A 16463-nucleotide genomic window follows, 5' to 3' on the forward strand; every position below is an offset into this window, starting at 1 on the left:
CGCGTACGGGTACCAGGGGCCCTGGGGAGGCGCTTCGTGCACCAACCACCGTTGGTCGGCTGGCTGCTGGTGCTGCTGTGCGCCGGCACCGGCGTGTACTGCCTGCTCCGGGCGCACCGCGGTCCGGCCGCACAGCGGGGGGCCGCGCGCGGTGAGGGGCTGATGGCGCTGGGGATGGCGGTGATGGGGCTGCCGGCGTCCGCGGTGCCGCCGCCGGCGTGGTCGCCCTGGCTGTTCACCGCGGCATTCGGGGCCGCGGGCGTGTGGGCGCTGACGCATCGGCATCTGCATCACGCGGTGGGGGCGTGGGCGATGGTGTACATGGCGCTGGCGATGGCGGTGCCCGCCGGCGGGATGCGCCACGACGGGCCGATGGGCGCCATGACGCATGCGGCGCCCGGCGGGGTGCCGTTGCTGACCGGGCTGCTGCTCGCCTACTACACGGTGTACGTCCTCGCCGCGGGGCTCCGGCTGGTGCCGGCTTCGGGGGCGGTGGCCGGGGCGCCGGTGGTGGACGGGCCGGTGGTGGCGACGGCCGCCGGGCCGGCCGGGGTGCTGCGGGCCTGCCGGCTGACGATGGGCATCGCCATGCTGGCGATGCTGCTGGCCCTGTGAGCTGCGCCGGACGCCCACGGAGTGTCCTTGCGGGGTGAGTACGCCCTCCGGAACACACGCATGTGCCCTGCGTGGCGTACGTCACTTCCGATGCGTGACCGTACCAACGAGTATCCGCGCGCTCATAAGGTGACGACATGATGGTCCCGATCGCGCTGATGGTTCTCGGCGCGCTGGCCGCGGCGATGGCGCCTCGGCTGATGGCCCGTTCCGACTGGCCCGACCGCGAGCCGGTGCTCGCCCTGTGGGTGTGGCAGTGCGTGGTGGCCGCCGTGCTGCTGTGCTGTGTGCTGGCGATGTCGCTGAGCGCGGCCGCGGCCTGGGAGTCCGTGCGCAGCCCGGTGTTCGGGTTCGCCCCCCGGGTGGTCGTCGAGGCGTACGCGCTCAAGGGGTACGGGCCGTGGGCCGGTGTGCTGGCGCTGCTCCTGGCGGGCGGCGGCGCATGGACGGCCGTCGCGCTGACCCGAGAGGTACGGGCGGCACGGGCCCGCCGCCGGCAGCGCCGCGCCGACCTGCTGCGGCGCGCGCCCCTGCTGCCCGGCGAGAAGCCCTTCGGGGAGCGGCTGGTGGTCCTGGAGGGCGACCGCCCGGAGGCCTGGTGGCTGGCGCCTCCATCGCCCCAACTGGTCATCACCACCTCGGCGTTGCGTCGCCTGAAGGGCCGTCAGCTCGATGCGTTGATCGCCCATGAGCAGGGGCATGCGCGGGCCCGGCACGATCTGCTGCTGTACTGCGCCTCGGCGCTCGCGGCCGGCTTCCCGCAGATCCCGGTCTTCGCCGCGTTCCGCGACCAGGTGCACCGGCTGGTCGAACTGGCCGCCGACGATGCCGCCTCGCGCCGCTTCGGCCGGCTGACGATAGCCCTGGCGCTGGTCGAACTCAACGAGGACCGCGGGGTGTTCGGGCCCTGCCCCACGCAGCTCGCCCAGGTGCCGCAGCGGGTGGACCGGCTGCTGGCCCCCGCGCCCCGCTTCACCCCCGGCCGCCGGCTGCGGATGACGGCGGTCGCGGCGCTGGTGCCCGCCGTGCCGCTGCTGGTGACGTTCGTCCCGGGGCTGAGTGCGCTGACGTAGGGTCAGGGTATGCCCCATGGCACCCGCCCCGCCCTGGTCTGTGCCGCCCTGTTCACGGTGCTGCTCACCCTGGTCGGGCTGCGCTGGGGGCCGTTGATGTCCCTGGATGCCGCCGTCACCGGCGCCCTGCACCCCGTGGCCGTCGGCTCGCCCGACTGGACCCGTCTGAACCGGTTGCTCAGCGACTGGGTGTGGGACCCGTGGACGATGCGGGCGGGGCTCGCGGTGGCGGTCTGCCTGCTCGTACGGCGCGGTGCGCGGCTGCTCGGGGCCTGGCTGGCGGTCACCGCGCTCGCCGGTGCGGCCCTCCAGCAGGCCCTGAAGGCGCTGGTCGGCAGGCCGCGCCCGGTGTGGCCGGATCCGGTGGACTCGGCGCACTATGCGGCCTTCCCCTCGGGGCATGCGCTGTCCGCGCTGGTCACGGGGGCTCTGCTGCTCTGGCTGCTGGGTCTGTACGGGGTACGGCCGGTGTGGCGGTGGACCGCCCGGACGGTGGTCGCGGTCTCCGTCCTCGGCGTCGGCGTCACCCGGGTGTATCTGGGCGTGCACTGGCCGTCCGATGTCCTCGGCGGCTGGCTGCTGGGCGGCGCCCTGGTGGCCGGGCGGCAGCGGCGTACACCGCCCGCACGGCCGGGAGGCGGTCTGGGCCCGGCGCCGCGCACCGGTCAGGATGAGACCCATGACCACGATCAAGGGTGTGCTCTTCGATTTCTCCGGGACCCTGCTGCGGATCGAGCCCGCCGAGTCCTGGCTGCGCGCCGCACTGACCGCATGCGGCGTGGCCATGGACGACGCCGAGATCACCCGTCGGGCGACCGAGCTGGAGCGGGCGGGCGCCCTGCCCGGCGGCGCCCTGCCCGCCGAGCTGCCCGCCGAACTGGTCGCGCAGTGGGAGCTCCGCGACTGCGACGCCCGCCACCACCGCGCGGTGTACACCGGCCTGGCACGCCGAGTGCCGCTCCCCCGCCCGGAGTTGTACGACGCGCTGTATGAGCGCCACAGGACGGCGGAGGCCTGGCGCCCGTACCCGGACGCCGCCGAGGTGCTGGCCGAGCTGCGGCGGCGCGGCGTCCGCGTCGGCGTACTGAGCAACATCGGCTGGGATCTGCGGCCGGTGCTGCGCGCCCATGGCCTGGAGCGGTACGTGGACGGCTGTGTGCTCTCCTTCGAACAGGGCGTCCAGAAGCCCGACCCGCGGCTCTTCGCCCTGGCCTGCCGCGAGTTGGGGCTCGCCCCGTCCGCCGTGCTGATGGTGGGCGACGACCGCCGGGCGGACGGCGGCGCCACGGCGATCGGATGCGGGTTCCTGCCGGTGGACCCGCTGCCGGTGGACCGCCGCCCGGACGGGCTGCGGCCGGTACTGGACCTGGTGGGCTGAGGGCGGCGGCGGGCGTAGGCGGGCGACGGGGACGGGCCGCGCGAGGCGGCCGAGCCGACCCGCGCTACCTCCCCGCCGTCCCGTTCCCGGCGCCGGACTGTCCGGCCGCCCAGGCCCGGAGCGTCGCGAAGTCGTCCGGGAGGAGCCCCTTGGTGGGGTCGACGCGGTGCGGGAGGGCGTGCCCCTTGTGGTGGCGGGCGATCCAGGCGTGGTCGCGGGCGCCGATCTCGTCGTCGACCCAGGCGAAGGGGCGGCCCTCGGCGGCCGCGACGAGGTGGCGGGTCTTCCAGTGGACGCCGTTCGGGTCCTGATGGCGCATCCGCGGCCAGTCCAGCGCGGGCAGCTCGGGCAGGCCGAGTACGGGGGCGATCCAGGTGTTGGCCTCCGCCTTCCAGGTCGTCGCCCAGATGAGCCGGAAGCCCAGGCCCATCAGGAGCGGGCCGTGGTCGGGATTGAGCCATACCCGCAGGGCCGGACGGGGCGGCTCCCAGCCCGTGGGGCGCATCCGCAGCGTGGTGTAGCCCTTGGGGCGGCGGTGCGGCTTGGCCAGCCAGGGATTGAGCGGGCCGTCGACGTCGAGGAAGAGGAGCGGCTGGGTGGAGTCCACGGCGTGATGATGCCGCGTACGACGGCGGAGCAATCGCTTCCGGGGGGCGGCACGCCCGTGGAAACGGGGCCGCCCCGGCCGGGCGCGATGCCGGCCGGGGCGGGGTGGACCGTGTGTGGCGCTCGCGTCAGGAAAGGGTCGCGATCGCCTGGTTGAAGGTCGCCGACGGACGCATGACGGCGGCGGCCTTCGCCGGGTCGGGCTGGTAGTAGCCGCCGATCTCGGCCGGGGAGCCCTGCACCGCGATCAGCTCGTCGACGATGGTCTGCTCCTGCTCGCCGAGGGTCTTGGCGAGGCCGGCGAACGCCTGCGCGAGCTGGGCGTCGTCGGTCTGCTTGGCCAGCTCCTGGGCCCAGTACAGGGCCAGGTAGAAGTGGCTGCCGCGGTTGTCGATGCCACCCAGGCGGCGGCTCGGCGACTTGTTCTCGTTGAGGAAGCCGCCGGTCGCCCGGTCGAGGGTGTCGGCGAGCACCTGGGCGCGCGCGTTGCCCGTCTTCTGGGCGAGGTGCTCGAAGCTGACCGCGAGCGCGAGGAACTCGCCCAGGCTGTCCCAGCGGAGGTAGTTCTCCTTGACGAGCTGCTGGACGTGCTTGGGCGCGGAGCCGCCGGCACCGGTCTCGAACAGGCCGCCGCCGTTCATCAGCGGGACGACCGAGAGCATCTTGGCGCTGGTGCCGAGCTCCAGGATCGGGAACAGGTCGGTCAGGTAGTCGCGCAGCACGTTGCCGGTGACCGAGATCGTGTCCTCGCCGCGGCGGATGCGGTCGAGCGAGAACTTGATCGCGTGGACCGGCGCCATGATCTCGATCTGCAGGCCGTCGGTGTCGTGGTCGGCGAGGTAGGTCTTGACCTTCTGGATCAGCTGCGCGTCGTGCGCGCGGTCCTCGTCGAGCCAGAACACCGCCGGGTTGCCGGTCGCCCGGGCGCGGGTGACGGCCAGCTTGACCCAGTCGCGGATCGGCAGGTCCTTGGTCTGGCACATCCGGAAGATGTCGCCGGCGCCGACGACCTGCTCCAGCACGGTGTTGCCGGCCGCGTCGACGACCCGCACGGTGCCCGTGGTGGGGATCTCGAAGGTCTTGTCGTGGCTGCCGTACTCCTCGGCCTTCTGCGCCATCAGACCGACGTTGGGCACCGAGCCCATGGTCGACGGGTCGTAGGCGCCGTGCGCGCGGCAGTCGTCGATGGCGACCTGGTAGATGCCGGCGTAGCTGCTGTCGGGCAGCACCGCGAGGGTGTCGGCCTCCTGGCCGTCCGGGCCCCACATGTGACCGGAGGTGCGGATCATGGCCGGCATGGAGGCGTCGACGATGACATCGCTCGGTACGTGGAGGTTGGTGATGCCGCGGTCGGAGTCGACCATCGCCAGCTCGGGGCCGTCGGCCAGCTCGGCGTCGAAGGACGCCTTGATCTCGGCACCCTCGGGCAGCAGCTCCAGGCCCTTGTAGATGCCGCCGAGGCCGTCGTTCGGGGTCAGGCCGGCCGCGGCGAGCGCCTCGCCGTACTTGGCGAAGGTCTTCGGGAAGAACGCCCGGACCACGTGGCCGAAGATGATCGGGTCGGAGACCTTCATCATCGTGGCCTTGAGGTGGACGGAGAACAGCACGCCGTCGGCCTTCGCGCGGGCGACCTGCGCGGCGAGGAACTCGCGCAGCGCGGCGACGCGCATCACGGAGGCGTCGACGACCTCGCCGGCGAGCACGGGGACCGACTCGCGCAGGACCGTGGTCGAGCCGTCGTCGCCCGACAGCTCGATGCGCAGCGAACCGGCCTCGGCGATCACCGCGGACTTCTCGGTGGAGCGGAAGTCGTCGTTGGTCATGTGCGCGACGTTGGTCTTGGAACCGGCGGTCCACTCGCCCATGCGGTGGGGGTGGGCCTTGGCGTAGTTCTTCACCGACGCCGGCGCACGGCGGTCGGAGTTGCCCTCACGCAGGACCGGGTTGACGGCGCTGCCCTTGACCTTGTCGTAGCGGGCGCGGATGTCGCGCTCCTCGTCGGTCTTGGGGTCGTCCGGGTAGGCCGGCAGCGCGTAGCCCTGCTCCTGCAGCTCGGCGATCGCGGCCTTGAGCTGCGGGATCGAGGCCGAGATGTTGGGCAGCTTGATGATGTTGGCCTCGGGCGTCTTGGCCAGCTCACCGAGCTCGGCGAGGGCGTCCTCGATGCGCTGCCCCGCCTCCAGACGCTCGGGGAAGCTCGCGATGATCCGCCCGGCCAGAGAGATGTCACGGGTCTCCACATTGACGCCCGCCGTCGACGCGTATGCCTGGATCACAGGCAAGAACGAATACGTCGCCAGGGCCGGGGCCTCGTCAGTGTGGGTGTAGATGATGGTCGAGTCAGTCACCGGGTGCTCCGCTCCACGTCTGCAACATTGCTCGACATCAAGATATCTCGTGATCGCCCCCCACTCGACAGGACCCCGCCCGGGGCGAAACCGGAGGAGGCGGTTCCGATCCCCGCGAACCGCCGCAAACCGGTCGCCGAAGAGATCGGCACCGGGCGACGGGAGGCCGGATGACGCCGTGCCGTACCTGTCCGGCAAGATCATCCCTGTACCGGTACCGGTACCCGACCCGCCGGATCACCCCCGTACGGCCGCACACCAGCAGGAGGCACCCCAGACCATGACCACCACCGCCTACCTCGACGCGCTCTTCTCACTCACCGGCCGCACCGCCCTGGTCACCGGCGGCAGTTCCGGTATCGGCCTGGCCATCGCGGAGGCGCTCGGCCGCGCCGGGGCCGAGGTGGTGGTGCTGGCCCGGCGCACGGAGCCGCTGCGCGCCACCACCGAGCGGCTGCGGGCGGCGGGCTGTACGGCGGACTGGATAGCCGCCGATCTGCGCGACCGGGAGGCGGTCCGCGAGGGCGCGGAGGAGATGGTACGGCGGCACGGCGAACCGGACATCCTGGTCAATGCCGCCGGAGTCAACCCCCGTCCCCCGCTGGACGAGCTGACCGCCTCCGAATGGGATCGCACCATGGCCGTCAACCTCGACGCGCCGTTCTTGCTGGGGCAGCGCTTCGGGCCCGGTATGGCGGACCGCGGCTGGGGACGGATCATCCACCTCGCCTCACAGCAGTCGATCCGCGCGTTCGGCAACAGTGGCGCCTACGGGGTGTCCAAGGCCGGGCTCTCCGCGCTGACCCGCTCCCAGGCGGAGGCCTGGTCGCGCCACGGCGTCAGCGTCAACGCGATCGCGCCCGGATTCGTCCGCACCCCGCTGACCGAGGAACTGTTCACCGATCCCGAACGCCCCACGGCGATGGCCGGCCGGACGATGGCCGGGCGCAACGGCGAACCGGACGACTTCGTCGGCGCGGCGGTCTTCCTGGCCGGTCCGGGTGCGGCGTATGTGACGGGTCAGACGGTGTTCGTGGACGGCGGGTTCTCCGTGACCTGAGCGGGGGCGGGGTGAGGTGGTTCCGGGTGAGGTGCGCTCTGGGCGAGGTGGACTCCTGGCGAGGTGGACTCCTGGTGACATGACGAGGCGCTCCCGGCGCCGCATCGTCATCCAGACGTCGACAACGACACCGGCGCCTGGATGCTGTACACATCGCCGACCCGTAGAGCGTCCGGGGTGCTGTACTCGCCGTAGGTGCCGATGACGGAGACGGCCACGCGGGAGTCCGGCTGCCAGAACTTCCGGTAGTACGGAGCGTTCGCCGGGTATTCCGGGATCTCCAGCAGGGGGACGCCGCGTCGCTCCAACAGGCGCTGCAGCTTCTGGAACCGAAGCCTGGGAGCGAACCGCCCGTACCGGTCGCGGAGCACGCCGTCGACGAGCTCTTTCGTGTGGCACCGATATCCGAGCCGGTGCACATGCACGGTGAAGTGGTGCCCCGACCACGGGGATTCGGCGTCGGCGCGGCACCAGTGGAACTCGGCCAGACCGTAGTCACGGCACATGGCGGTATCGCCGAACCTGTTCTCACCGAAGTCCGACCCCAGAACCTCGGTGACCCGGTCGGGAGAGTCCGTGGGACGCACACCGAGCACGGTGCCGGTGGTGACCACGTCCATATAGAACGCCAGGGAATATGGGGTCAACTGCTGTTCCTCGATGCGGTGTGCCGAAGCGGGGTGCGTCGAAACGCGGTGTCCCGAAAGGCGGCTTCATGGTTCACACCTTGCCCCCATCCACTCTGCTGCTGCGTATCACGCGCCGTACGCCCTGGTTGACCGCTTCGAGAAGGAAGCCGACGGCGACCACGACCAAGAGGCGCAGCCACCACGGGAACCCGTAGTGCTCTCCGAGGACGAAAGAGACGAGGAAGATGACGGGGAGAGTGAACCAGAAGGGCAGGTTCGGCATCTCCGACCTCTTCGGTCCGCTCGCTGTGGGGGGCATGGTGATTCCTTGTCTTCTCGTGCTGAAGTCCCCCGGCATGAAGGCGCCGGGGGACTTCGGCACGTCAGGGAACGGTCGGTGACCGCCGGGCGCTGGGCGGGCATGGTGATGTCGGCGAGTCCGATGGCCATATTAGTGCCGGTAATCGGTGCGTTTGTGCCGGCTGCGGCCAGGCTAAGCCCGCACCAGGGCGGGACCCGGTGCGGGCGCGGCGTGCGAGGGCGAGGTCCGCGGCCGGCTTAGAAGTAGGACTGCAGGGTTCCCCGGCGTCGGACGTCGGCCGTGGCGCAGTGGAACGATCCGCCGAAGGTGTTGAAATGACGGAAGTTGCAGGGGATCGGCTGGAAGCCGAACTTCTTCATCGCCGCGATCATCGGCTCGTCCTGCGCTTCGACGATCACCCGCTCCTCGTCCAGCATCAGGATGTTCATGTTGATCCACTTGCTGGTCATGTACAGCGGATGCGTGTCGGGAATGACCGGAGCCGGTGCGGCCATCACATCCCAGCCCTTGAAGAGCTGCGGCACCTCGGGCACCCGCTCGGGGTGAATGAGCAGCTTGCCCGGCGCCATAGGAACGAGTGTGGCGTCGATGTGCATCGGGTGCGAGTCGTTGAACTCGAATACATGGATACGGTATTCGTCGCCGAGGTGCCGGCGCAGCCACTCGATGCCGAAGTCATTGGTGACGTTGCTCTTCTGGGCGATGATGTCGCGACCGCAGCGGGTGAAGTCGGCCGCGTCGAAGGTCGGCTCGAATTCAGTGACCACCAGTCGCTGCGGGCCGTCCTCACCGGGGTCGGTCCAGTCCTGGTCGAACTGCTCGTCCGTCAGTTCCGGCTTCGGCGCCGCGGTCCATTTCGCACCGCCGCGGAAGTACTCCTTCAGCAGCGGCCGGTAGGCGAGGTTCTCGTAATAGCGGGAGCGCCAGGCCATGGGGCATTCGATGATGTCGTCGCCGACCACGAGAATCGCGTCCCGGGGCATCGCCGCGTACATACCGGTGCTGGTCCAGTCGAGGGTGGTGTACGGCGTCCGCTGAGGAATGGTTTCCGGCCGCCGGACGGTCACCCCCTCCCCCTCCAGGATGCGCACCAGCTCCTCCAGCTCGGCGCGGGCCGCGGCGACCTGTTCGGGCGGGAAGGGTTGCCCCGCGTTGCGGCGGAAGGTCGCGTGCTGGTTGCCGGGAAGCACGGGCGGCAGAGCCATGTGCCAGGTCGGGAAACTCGCCTCGTCGACGATGCCGACGATCACTTCCTCCAGCGGGTCCCACTCCGTGTAGGAGCACACGGGGCTCTCCGCCCGGCCGGACGAGGTGTAGGAGTCACCCGGGTCGATGTGGGGGGTATCGGCGTTCACGCAAGTTGCTCCTCGTTCAGGCGGCGCACGGCAACCGAAGACCCGTGCGCCCGCGATGAAGATCGATTGAACGTGCCGAACAAGTGAACGGGCAACTTTCCCCGCCATGTTGGCCGGAACCCGGTGCCTCTAACAGGAATACGCCCGATGGCCCGTGTGGGGCGACACACGTCGGGGCCGGCACGGTCCCGGACGTCCAGTCCGAGCCGTACCGGCCCCTTGATGTCGAATCAGATTTCCCCGGAATGCGGCGGCCTAGTCCGCTTCGGGTTCCAGGAAGTATTCATAGGTGTCCAGGTCGAAGGCGATCCCCGTGAGCCGGGTCAGAGCGGCCGCCCGATTCCCGTCCAAGGGATACGCGTCGAGGAACCTTTCGGCGGGGATACCGGCCAGCCCGGCGGCGGCCGCCAGACCGATTTCCGAGACGTCCAGCTTGCTGTCAAGGAAATCGGCGTCCTTCCTGAACACCGTGACGACGATTCTCACTTCTCCACCTCACGCGTACGGTCTTTCGGCTTCGTCTGCTCCCCGGTGTACGGGCCGAACTCAACTTGGTGTTTCCCGCTTTTATTGTACTTCTGGCGATACCGGTGACGGCAAACGCAGTTGTTCCGGCGCCCTCGTCGACCGGCAGTGGGTGATATCCGTAAGCAGCTGCTTCGCGGAGAACCCCCGCGGACGGCGCCGTCTGCAAGGGCGACACCGGCGGTCCGGCGGTACGGGAGACCGCGGGCCGGGTGGAGCTGGTGGCGGTCAACAGCACGTCCTGGCAGGGCGGCTGCCTGAGCACCGACCCGTCGGAGACCCGCAGGGGGGCCGTCGACACCCGGATGGACGACCTCAACACCTGGGTCCAGAAGGTCCGCTACCGTACGGCCTTCCCCAACGCCCCCTGGAACAAGGCGACCCACATCGCATCCAGGTACTTCACCGGCGGCCGGCGGCACCCGGCACATGGACATGCTCGTGCGCTGGATCGACGGCGAGGTCACGCTCTACCAGGGCGCGGACGACGAGGACGCCCGCCATCCCTTCACCGCCGAGTCCCAGCCGGCCAAGGCGAAGAGCACCTGGTGGTACGCCAAGCGGATCACCGGTGCCGGCTTCGGGGGCGGCTCGGACGGCTTGGTGGTGCGTTGGGTCGACGGGGAGCTGACGCAGTACACCCACGTGGACCAAGGCGACGGTGGTCACCACCGGCGCGTTCATCGCCAACGACCGCCCCAACGATGTGCTGGTGCGCTGGGAGAAGGGCACGCTGGGCCGCTACCCGGGCGTCGAAGCCGCCGGCACGCACGGCGAGATCGAGATCGTCGGCTGAGTCGGACACGGCGCACTCCGGCCGGCCGATCGCACGAGGACGACGGCCGGCCGGAGTCGCGGTGACCTCGGTGGACCAGGCCTCCGACACCGGCCGTACAGGTGATTCCGCCTCAGCTGCGGCCTGTGCGGGTGTAGTACGCAGCAGGGGCAGGGGAGAGATTTGAGGACCGGGGAACGCCCCGCATCCTCCCGGACCGGACATCCGCTACCGGCCCAACTTCACCAGAGGTCCTGAATTGAAGAGCACGAGAGTATCGAAGCCTCGCACCCTCGTCGCCGGTGCCGGGGCCCTGGCCCTGATCACTGCCGTACTCACCCAGCCGAGCGCCGATGCCGCTCCCGGCCCGCCCTCCGACCCACCGACGGCGACCACGGCCGCCCAGCGGGCCAAGGAGATCAGCTCCAGTCTCGGCGACGAGGGGGCGGGTTCGTACTACGACGCCGCGAACCGCACGCTCATCGTGAACGTGACCAGTGAGACCGCCGCCGCCAAGGTCCGTGCGGCGGGCGCCCAGCCGAAGATCGTCAAGCACTCCCTCGCCGCACTGGACACCGCCCGTGCCACGCTCAAGGAGCAGGTGCGGATTCCCGGGACGTCCTGGGCGATGGATCCCCGCGTCAACAAGGTGGTCATCGTCGCCGACCCCACGGTCAAGGGAGAGAACCTCGACCAGCTCAAGGCGGCCGCCACGGCGCTCGGCGACCGGGCCACCCTCACCCATTCGTCGGCGGAACTGCGACCGCTGCTCGCCGGCGGCGAGGCGATCTGGGGCAGCACCGCGCGCTGTTCGCTCGGCTTCAACGTCGTCAAGGGCGGCCAGCCGTACTTCCTGACCGCCGGACACTGCGGCGAGGCGGTGCGGAGCTGGTCCGCGACGATGGGGGGCACCGAGGCCGCGGTGACGCAGGACTCCACCTTCCCCGGCGACGACTTCGCGCTCGCCCGGTACACCGCGGCCGACGTGGTGCACCCCAGCGCGGTGAGTCTCTACAACGGCAAGACGCAGACCATCTCCAAGGCGGCCGAGCCGATCGTGGGCCAGCAGGTGCAGCGCAGCGGCAGCACCACCCATGTCCGCAGCGGTGTGGTCATGGCGCTCGATGTGACCGTCAACTACCAGCAGGGCGCGGTCGACGGCCTGATCCAGACCACCGTCTGCGCGGAGCCCGGCGACAGCGGCGGCCCGCTCTTCGACGGTGACCACGCCCTCGGCCTGACCTCGGGCGGCCGCGGCGACTGCACCCTCGGAGGCCAGACTTTCTACCAGCCGGTGCACGAGGCCCTGCAGAAGACCGGATCCGAACTGGGCTGAGCCCGCCCGCGTATGCTGCCGGCCCGCGCACGGTGCGCGGGCCGGCGCCATGTGCGGACGCCGCCATGTGCGGACGCCTTGGCCGAGGCGGTGGGCGGAGCCCGTCCCGGAGCGGCCGCCGGCCCGCGTCCCCAAGGCAAAAAGGGGCCCGGTGCCAGGCTCGCGCCTGGACACCGGGCCCGTTTTCCTTACTTGCCGCCGCCGCCGACCAGGTTGTTGCAGCCCATGCTCGAGCCGATCGGGGTGGACTGAGCACCTGCCGGGCCCTCGCCGTTGAGCGCGTTGCCCAGTACGCCGTTGAGGATGCCGACCTCGCCGAGGACGTCGACGTTCAGGTCGTGTGACCGGCAGGAGCTGCCCGACTTGACGACCCAGGTGTCGCCGCCTCCCTTGCCGTCGTGGGCCTGAGCGGTGCCGGCGCCGAGGAACGCGACGCTGCCGAGGGTTGCGACCACAACGGCAGCCTTTTGAAGCTTGCGCATTGATTCATCTCCGGTAAGTTGAACGGATGCGATCTGTAACTGATCGACTTCGTACAGCTACTGAAGGCTAATACGACATATCCCACAACCACTTGAACGACGCGCCGATCACTTGACAGTCCCCGTGTCGGTCTCGTCGACCCGCCGACGGACCCTCCGGCGGGGCATGGTCGATGGCCTGCCGGGCGGCTCAACCGCGCCAGCGGCGTGCGTACCCTTCCCGCAGCGGTCCCCCGAGCAGGTCGAGCACCTGGTTGACCGCCGCCGCCAACGGAGCGGGGTCGGCGCGTTCGGCCACCGCCTGATGACCGTCCAGCAGGGCTCCGCCCCGTTCCGGGTCCGCGCTCAGCAGCCTGCGCGGAAGCCATTTGCCGATCCCCGTCCATGCACGGTGGTAGGCGGTGACCAGGTGCGCCGCCTCGCGCAGGGCGTGGTCGGCGAGGGCCAGCTGCTCGTACCGGTCGGCGGGCGAGGTGTCGACCAGGTCGTCCAGATAACAGGTGAGGACGTAGCGGCCGTGCTCCCACTCCGCCGGGCCGAGCTGGGGAGGTCCGGCCGCAAGCACCGCTCGCGCCCGATCGCGGGTACGCGCCAGATGCCCGTGCGGGTCGTGCAGGGGCAGGCCCTCGGCGTAGAGGAACAGAACGGTGCCGCGGCGACGGGCTCGGTCCCACTCGAAGAACTCGGGTACGTCCGTGACGGTGTTCACGAACAACTCGGCCAGGCGGCCGTCATGGCGGACGACCTCCCGGCGGCTGCGGTCCGAGTCCGGTAAGAGGACGGCCACGTCCAGATCGCTCGTCGAAGTGGCGCGGCCATGGGCGGCCGAGCCACCGAGCAGCGCCCCCAGAGCGTACGGGAAGCGATCCGTCACCAGGCGCAGGGCTTCAGCCGCGGCAGTTTCCTGATCATTCATGACGGATCATCGTGCCAGCCCCCGGGTGCGCCCTCCACGCATCCGGCAAGTGACGTCGGACAACAGGCCAAGTGGCGCGGGATGCACCGGTCATGGAGAGTCGGCCGACCTGCGGGCCTGCGGTATCACCCGGCTACGCGCGCGGGCGCAGGTCTTCGCAGAGGGCGCTGTCGAGGAGGGCCTGGACATCGGCGGGGCCCCGCTCGGTGGGTGGTCCGTCGGCGGTGACGGCGACGGTGATGGCGCGGCCGTCCCCGGTGGCACCGGTGCGGGTGCTGTAGCCGGGGATGTCACCGCCATGCCCCCATGCCGGCCCGCCGCAGCTCAGCCGGGTGCTGGTCACACCGAGCCCGTACCGGACGCCGGGTCCGAGGCCGGCGCTCTCGGGGACCTCGACGGTGGTGCGCATCTGGGCGAGCTGCGCGGGCTTGAGCAGCTCGCCGCCGAGCAGGGCGGTGAAGAAGCGGTTCAGCTCGCTCGGGGTGGAGATCAGCTGGCCGGCGGCCCACCCCCAGGAGGGGTCCAGCTCCGTGATGTTCTCCAGTGGCGCGCCGGGCTTCGACGCGAAGTAGCCCTGGGGGTGGGCCTCGCGGATGCGCTCGTCGCCGACACCGGGGAAGTAGGTGTGGCGCAGCCCGATGCGGTCGATGACCCGGTGGGTGATCTGGTCGGCCAGCGGGCGGCCGGTGACCTTCTCGATGAGCAGCCCGGCCAGGAGGTAGTTGGTGTTGCTGTAGGACCAGCGGGTCCCGGGAGCGAACAGCGCCTTGTGCGCCAGCGCCACGTCGAGCAGGGTGCGGGGCTGGACGTAGGTGTGGCGCTCCTTGCCGGTCGGATCGCTGATGAAGTCGGTGTAGTTGGGCAGCCCGCTGGTGTGCTGGAGCAGTTGGCGTACGGTGATGCGGCGGCCGTCGATGCCCTTGCCCCGCACCAGGTGCGGCAGATACCGCTCGATGGGGGCGTCGAGCGCGACCCTGCCCTCGCCGACGAGTTGCAGGACGACCGTGGCGGTGAACGCCTTGGTGTTGCTCCCCACCCGCACCTGCCCGTCGACCGGCACCTTCGCGCCGGTCCGCACTTCCGCGACACCGGCGGTGAAGTGGTGGGTACGCCCGTCCCGGCCGACGGTGGCGGCCAGGGCGGCGGGGTAGCGGTCCTTGTGCACCAGGCGGTCCAGCCCCTTGCGCACGACATCACCGGAGCCGTGGGCCTGCGCCGCAGTGGGGGCCAGGGTGCCGCTCACGGCCAGGGCGGCGGCCGTTACCGCCACGCTCGCGATCCCCTGCCGCCGCCCTGGAGACGAGCCACGAACAGAAGGAAGCCGACGGGCCTGAACGGGCATGGGACCCCCTCCTCGGGCACTCGAATTCGCGAGCGCCTCGCACATCCGGACCCCCTCAGCCTGCGGGTTCCTCCTCCACTGAGCCATCCGGGCAGCGGGCCCCTGCGCAGTAGGGCTAACCCCCGGGCGTCGGGCGGCCGTTCGCTCCGTGTCGGCGAGCCGTCGCCGCACAACGCCCCGGGCTCAGCTTCGGTGTTGGTCCGCGCGGGCGATCCATTCGTGCCATTGGCGGGTGAGGACGAGGCCGGCCAACGTCCGGTAGCCGCCGGCGCCGGGGTGGGCGCCGTCGCCGGCCATGGCTTCCCGGGTCCAGACGGGGTGGTCGGCCAGGGCCCGGGTCGTAGCGATGAACGGGATGTGCCGGGCCCGGCAGAGGGCGGCCATCCCGTCGGCGAGGTGCAGGGTCCGTCGCGCATGTGCGTCGCCCGCGTCGATGACCGGTGGCGGGCCCACCACCAGCGGTGCGATCGCCCGGCGCCGGCTCTCGTCCAGGATGGCCGCCAGGTTGTCCAGGCAGCGGGCGGGGTCGACGCGGACCCTGCCGTCCTCCACCACGGTGTCGTTGCTGCCGAAGGAGACGACCAGCCTGTTGTCCGCGTCGGGCAGGGTGCGGGGCAGGACCTCCTGCCAGCAGCGGAGCCGGACGTCCTCGGAGGTGTTGCGCCTGATGCCGAGGTTGAAGGCCGTGATGTCACCGCGGGTCTCCGCGAGCACCCGGCCGACCCAGCCCCGGTACTCCGGGTCGCCTGTTCCCTGGACGAAGGAGTCACCGATGAAGCAGATGCGCGTGTCCCTGATCACCGCGCCCACCCTACGGGCGGGGCCCGATGCCCGACCCCCCCGCCCTCGCCCTATGCGGTCAGCGGGCCGAGCAGCTCGTTGCTGCGGGCCTGGGGGTCGGCGCTGGTGCTGTACTCCAGGGACGCGTCGATCATCTCGTCGAGCGACAGCAGACCGTCGCCGTTATGGAGCCCACCGTCGACCGGGCCCACACGACCGTGCTCGCATGGGCCCGGCGCCGCGCCCGCGGCTCGGGCCGGGGCGCGCCTTCCGTTACTTGCGGATGACGTTGTTGCAAGCCAGGTGCGTGCCGATCCTGGTGTGCTGCACGCCCGAGCTGCCCTCGCCGCCGCCGGCGTTGGCCAGCAGGCCGTTGAGGATGCCTACGTTGCCGAGGATGTCGACGTTCGCCTCGTGCGTCCGGCAGGAGGTGTGCTGGCGGATGTCGACCCTGTGGCTGTGCGACTTGCGGCGGTGGTGGTGGTCGCCCCACTGCGGCCGGCCGATGTCCTGACGGACCGTCTGCTGCTGAGGGGCCTCAACGCGGGCCGCCTGGGTGCGGCCGGGGGTGCCGCCGCCCGTGCCGCCGGCGTAGGCGGTGCCGGCGCCGACGAGGCCGACGCTGGCGAGGGCGACTGTCACGACGGCAGCCTTGCGAAGCTTTTGCATATCATCTCCGGTAGATCGAATGGATTCGGTCGGTAATCGATCGAATCCATACAGTTACTGAAGGCTAATGCGAAATACCACGCAGCCACCGAGTGACGCGCCGAATCCCTTCCCCGCCGGAATGCGCTGCCGCGCCCGGAGGCCGGTTCCCTACCGGCGCCCGTTGCCGCCATTGGCGTGAGGGCTGCCGTGTATCGCCGACGGATCGGCCCGTTTCGGCGCGGCGACCCGCCCCTTGCGGGCCCTGCTGCG

19 protein-coding genes and 1 pseudogene are annotated in these 16463 nt (G+C 70.9%); 7 read left to right on the forward strand and 13 right to left on the reverse strand.

Features of this window, described 5'->3' with window-relative positions; all coding sequences use genetic code 11:
- Nucleotides 1–36: 36 nt before the first annotated feature.
- The 4 genes and pseudogenes from WAB15_RS07585 to WAB15_RS07600 all read left to right on the forward strand — a co-directional run bounded on the left by WAB15_RS07585 (nucleotide 37) and on the right by WAB15_RS07600 (nucleotide 3066).
- Entirely contained in the window at nucleotides 37–615 is a 579-nt protein-coding gene (locus WAB15_RS07585; RefSeq protein ID WP_407285755.1) for a DUF5134 domain-containing protein, read from the forward strand.
- Between the two features lie 137 nt (nucleotides 616–752).
- Entirely contained in the window at nucleotides 753–1688 is a 936-nt protein-coding gene (locus tag WAB15_RS07590) for a M56 family metallopeptidase (protein ID WP_399143974.1), read from the forward strand.
- Between the two features lie 207 nt (nucleotides 1689–1895).
- A pseudogene (locus WAB15_RS07595) lies at nucleotides 1896–2228 on the forward strand (phosphatase PAP2 family protein); the annotation flags it as partial.
- 139 nt (nucleotides 2229–2367) lie between these two features.
- On the forward strand, nucleotides 2368–3066 hold the full coding sequence (locus WAB15_RS07600) for an HAD family hydrolase (protein WP_407285756.1): 699 nt from the start codon (nucleotides 2368–2370) through the stop codon (nucleotides 3064–3066).
- A 64-nt stretch (nucleotides 3067–3130) separates the two neighbouring features.
- On the opposite strand, the gene WAB15_RS07605 is transcribed toward WAB15_RS07600, so the two are convergent.
- Together WAB15_RS07605 and WAB15_RS07610 are read right to left on the reverse strand one after the other, a co-directional pair.
- Entirely contained in the window at nucleotides 3131–3673 is a 543-nt protein-coding gene (locus WAB15_RS07605) for a hypothetical protein (protein ID WP_407285757.1), read from the reverse strand.
- A gap of 127 nt (nucleotides 3674–3800) precedes the next feature.
- Complete coding sequence (locus WAB15_RS07610; RefSeq protein ID WP_399143980.1) at nucleotides 3801–6020, reverse strand: NADP-dependent isocitrate dehydrogenase; 2220 nt, start codon at nucleotides 6018–6020, stop codon at nucleotides 3801–3803.
- A gap of 280 nt (nucleotides 6021–6300) precedes the next feature.
- Between WAB15_RS07610 and WAB15_RS07615 the strand changes: the two genes are divergently transcribed.
- Nucleotides 6301–7080, forward strand: a complete 780-nt coding sequence (locus tag WAB15_RS07615; protein WP_407285758.1) for an SDR family NAD(P)-dependent oxidoreductase — start codon at nucleotides 6301–6303, stop codon at nucleotides 7078–7080.
- A 107-nt stretch (nucleotides 7081–7187) separates the two neighbouring features.
- Here the strand turns inward: WAB15_RS07615 and WAB15_RS07620 are convergent, their stop codons facing one another.
- From WAB15_RS07620 to WAB15_RS07640, 5 genes are all read right to left on the reverse strand, one after another.
- Nucleotides 7188–7727, reverse strand: a complete 540-nt coding sequence (locus WAB15_RS07620) for a hypothetical protein (RefSeq protein WP_407285759.1) — start codon at nucleotides 7725–7727, stop codon at nucleotides 7188–7190.
- A 73-nt stretch (nucleotides 7728–7800) separates the two neighbouring features.
- Nucleotides 7801–8028 carry a hypothetical protein gene (locus WAB15_RS07625; RefSeq protein WP_407285760.1) on the reverse strand — a complete coding sequence of 76 codons (228 nt, stop codon included), beginning with the start codon at nucleotides 8026–8028 and terminating at the stop codon, nucleotides 7801–7803.
- 239 nt (nucleotides 8029–8267) lie between these two features.
- Nucleotides 8268–9386 carry an amidinotransferase gene (locus WAB15_RS07630; RefSeq protein ID WP_407285761.1) on the reverse strand — a complete coding sequence of 373 codons (1119 nt, stop codon included), beginning with the start codon at nucleotides 9384–9386 and terminating at the stop codon, nucleotides 8268–8270.
- Between the two features lie 255 nt (nucleotides 9387–9641).
- Nucleotides 9642–9872, reverse strand: coding sequence for a hypothetical protein (locus tag WAB15_RS07635; protein WP_407285762.1), 231 nt, complete (start codon nucleotides 9870–9872; stop codon nucleotides 9642–9644).
- Nucleotides 9869–10348 carry a colicin E3/pyocin S6 family cytotoxin gene (locus WAB15_RS07640; protein WP_407289189.1) on the reverse strand — a complete coding sequence of 160 codons (480 nt, stop codon included), beginning with the start codon at nucleotides 10346–10348 and terminating at the stop codon, nucleotides 9869–9871. Before WAB15_RS07640 ends, WAB15_RS07635 begins: the two co-directional genes overlap by 4 nt.
- Before the next feature lie 224 nt (nucleotides 10349–10572).
- Between WAB15_RS07640 and WAB15_RS07645 the strand changes: the two genes are divergently transcribed.
- Complete coding sequence (locus WAB15_RS07645) at nucleotides 10573–10707, forward strand: hypothetical protein (RefSeq protein WP_407285763.1); 135 nt, start codon at nucleotides 10573–10575, stop codon at nucleotides 10705–10707.
- 238 nt (nucleotides 10708–10945) lie between these two features.
- On the forward strand, nucleotides 10946–12022 hold the full coding sequence (locus tag WAB15_RS07650) for a S1 family peptidase (RefSeq protein ID WP_407285764.1): 1077 nt from the start codon (nucleotides 10946–10948) through the stop codon (nucleotides 12020–12022).
- 188 nt (nucleotides 12023–12210) lie between these two features.
- Here WAB15_RS07650 and WAB15_RS07655 read toward each other — a convergent pair whose 3' ends face one another.
- From WAB15_RS07655 to WAB15_RS07680, 6 genes are all read right to left on the reverse strand, one after another.
- Nucleotides 12211–12504 (reverse strand): hypothetical protein, encoded by a 294-nt coding sequence (locus tag WAB15_RS07655; RefSeq protein ID WP_399143988.1) that lies wholly within the window; start codon nucleotides 12502–12504, stop codon nucleotides 12211–12213.
- A 190-nt stretch (nucleotides 12505–12694) separates the two neighbouring features.
- Nucleotides 12695–13420 carry a nucleotidyltransferase domain-containing protein gene (locus WAB15_RS07660; RefSeq protein WP_407285765.1) on the reverse strand — a complete coding sequence of 242 codons (726 nt, stop codon included), beginning with the start codon at nucleotides 13418–13420 and terminating at the stop codon, nucleotides 12695–12697.
- 133 nt (nucleotides 13421–13553) lie between these two features.
- Complete coding sequence (locus tag WAB15_RS07665) at nucleotides 13554–14699, reverse strand: serine hydrolase domain-containing protein (protein ID WP_407289190.1); 1146 nt, start codon at nucleotides 14697–14699, stop codon at nucleotides 13554–13556.
- 246 nt (nucleotides 14700–14945) lie between these two features.
- Nucleotides 14946–15563, reverse strand: coding sequence for a GDSL-type esterase/lipase family protein (locus tag WAB15_RS07670; RefSeq protein WP_399143990.1), 618 nt, complete (start codon nucleotides 15561–15563; stop codon nucleotides 14946–14948).
- Nucleotides 15564–15613: 50 nt separating this feature from the next.
- On the reverse strand, nucleotides 15614–15754 hold the full coding sequence (locus WAB15_RS07675; RefSeq protein ID WP_407285766.1) for a hypothetical protein: 141 nt from the start codon (nucleotides 15752–15754) through the stop codon (nucleotides 15614–15616).
- Between the two features lie 61 nt (nucleotides 15755–15815).
- Entirely contained in the window at nucleotides 15816–16184 is a 369-nt protein-coding gene (locus WAB15_RS07680) for a hypothetical protein (protein WP_399143992.1), read from the reverse strand.
- Nucleotides 16185–16463: the final 279 nt, after the last annotated feature.

The organism is Streptomyces sirii (assembly GCF_045690365.1).
GTDB classification, from domain to species: domain Bacteria; phylum Actinomycetota; class Actinomycetes; order Streptomycetales; family Streptomycetaceae; genus Streptomyces; species Streptomyces sirii.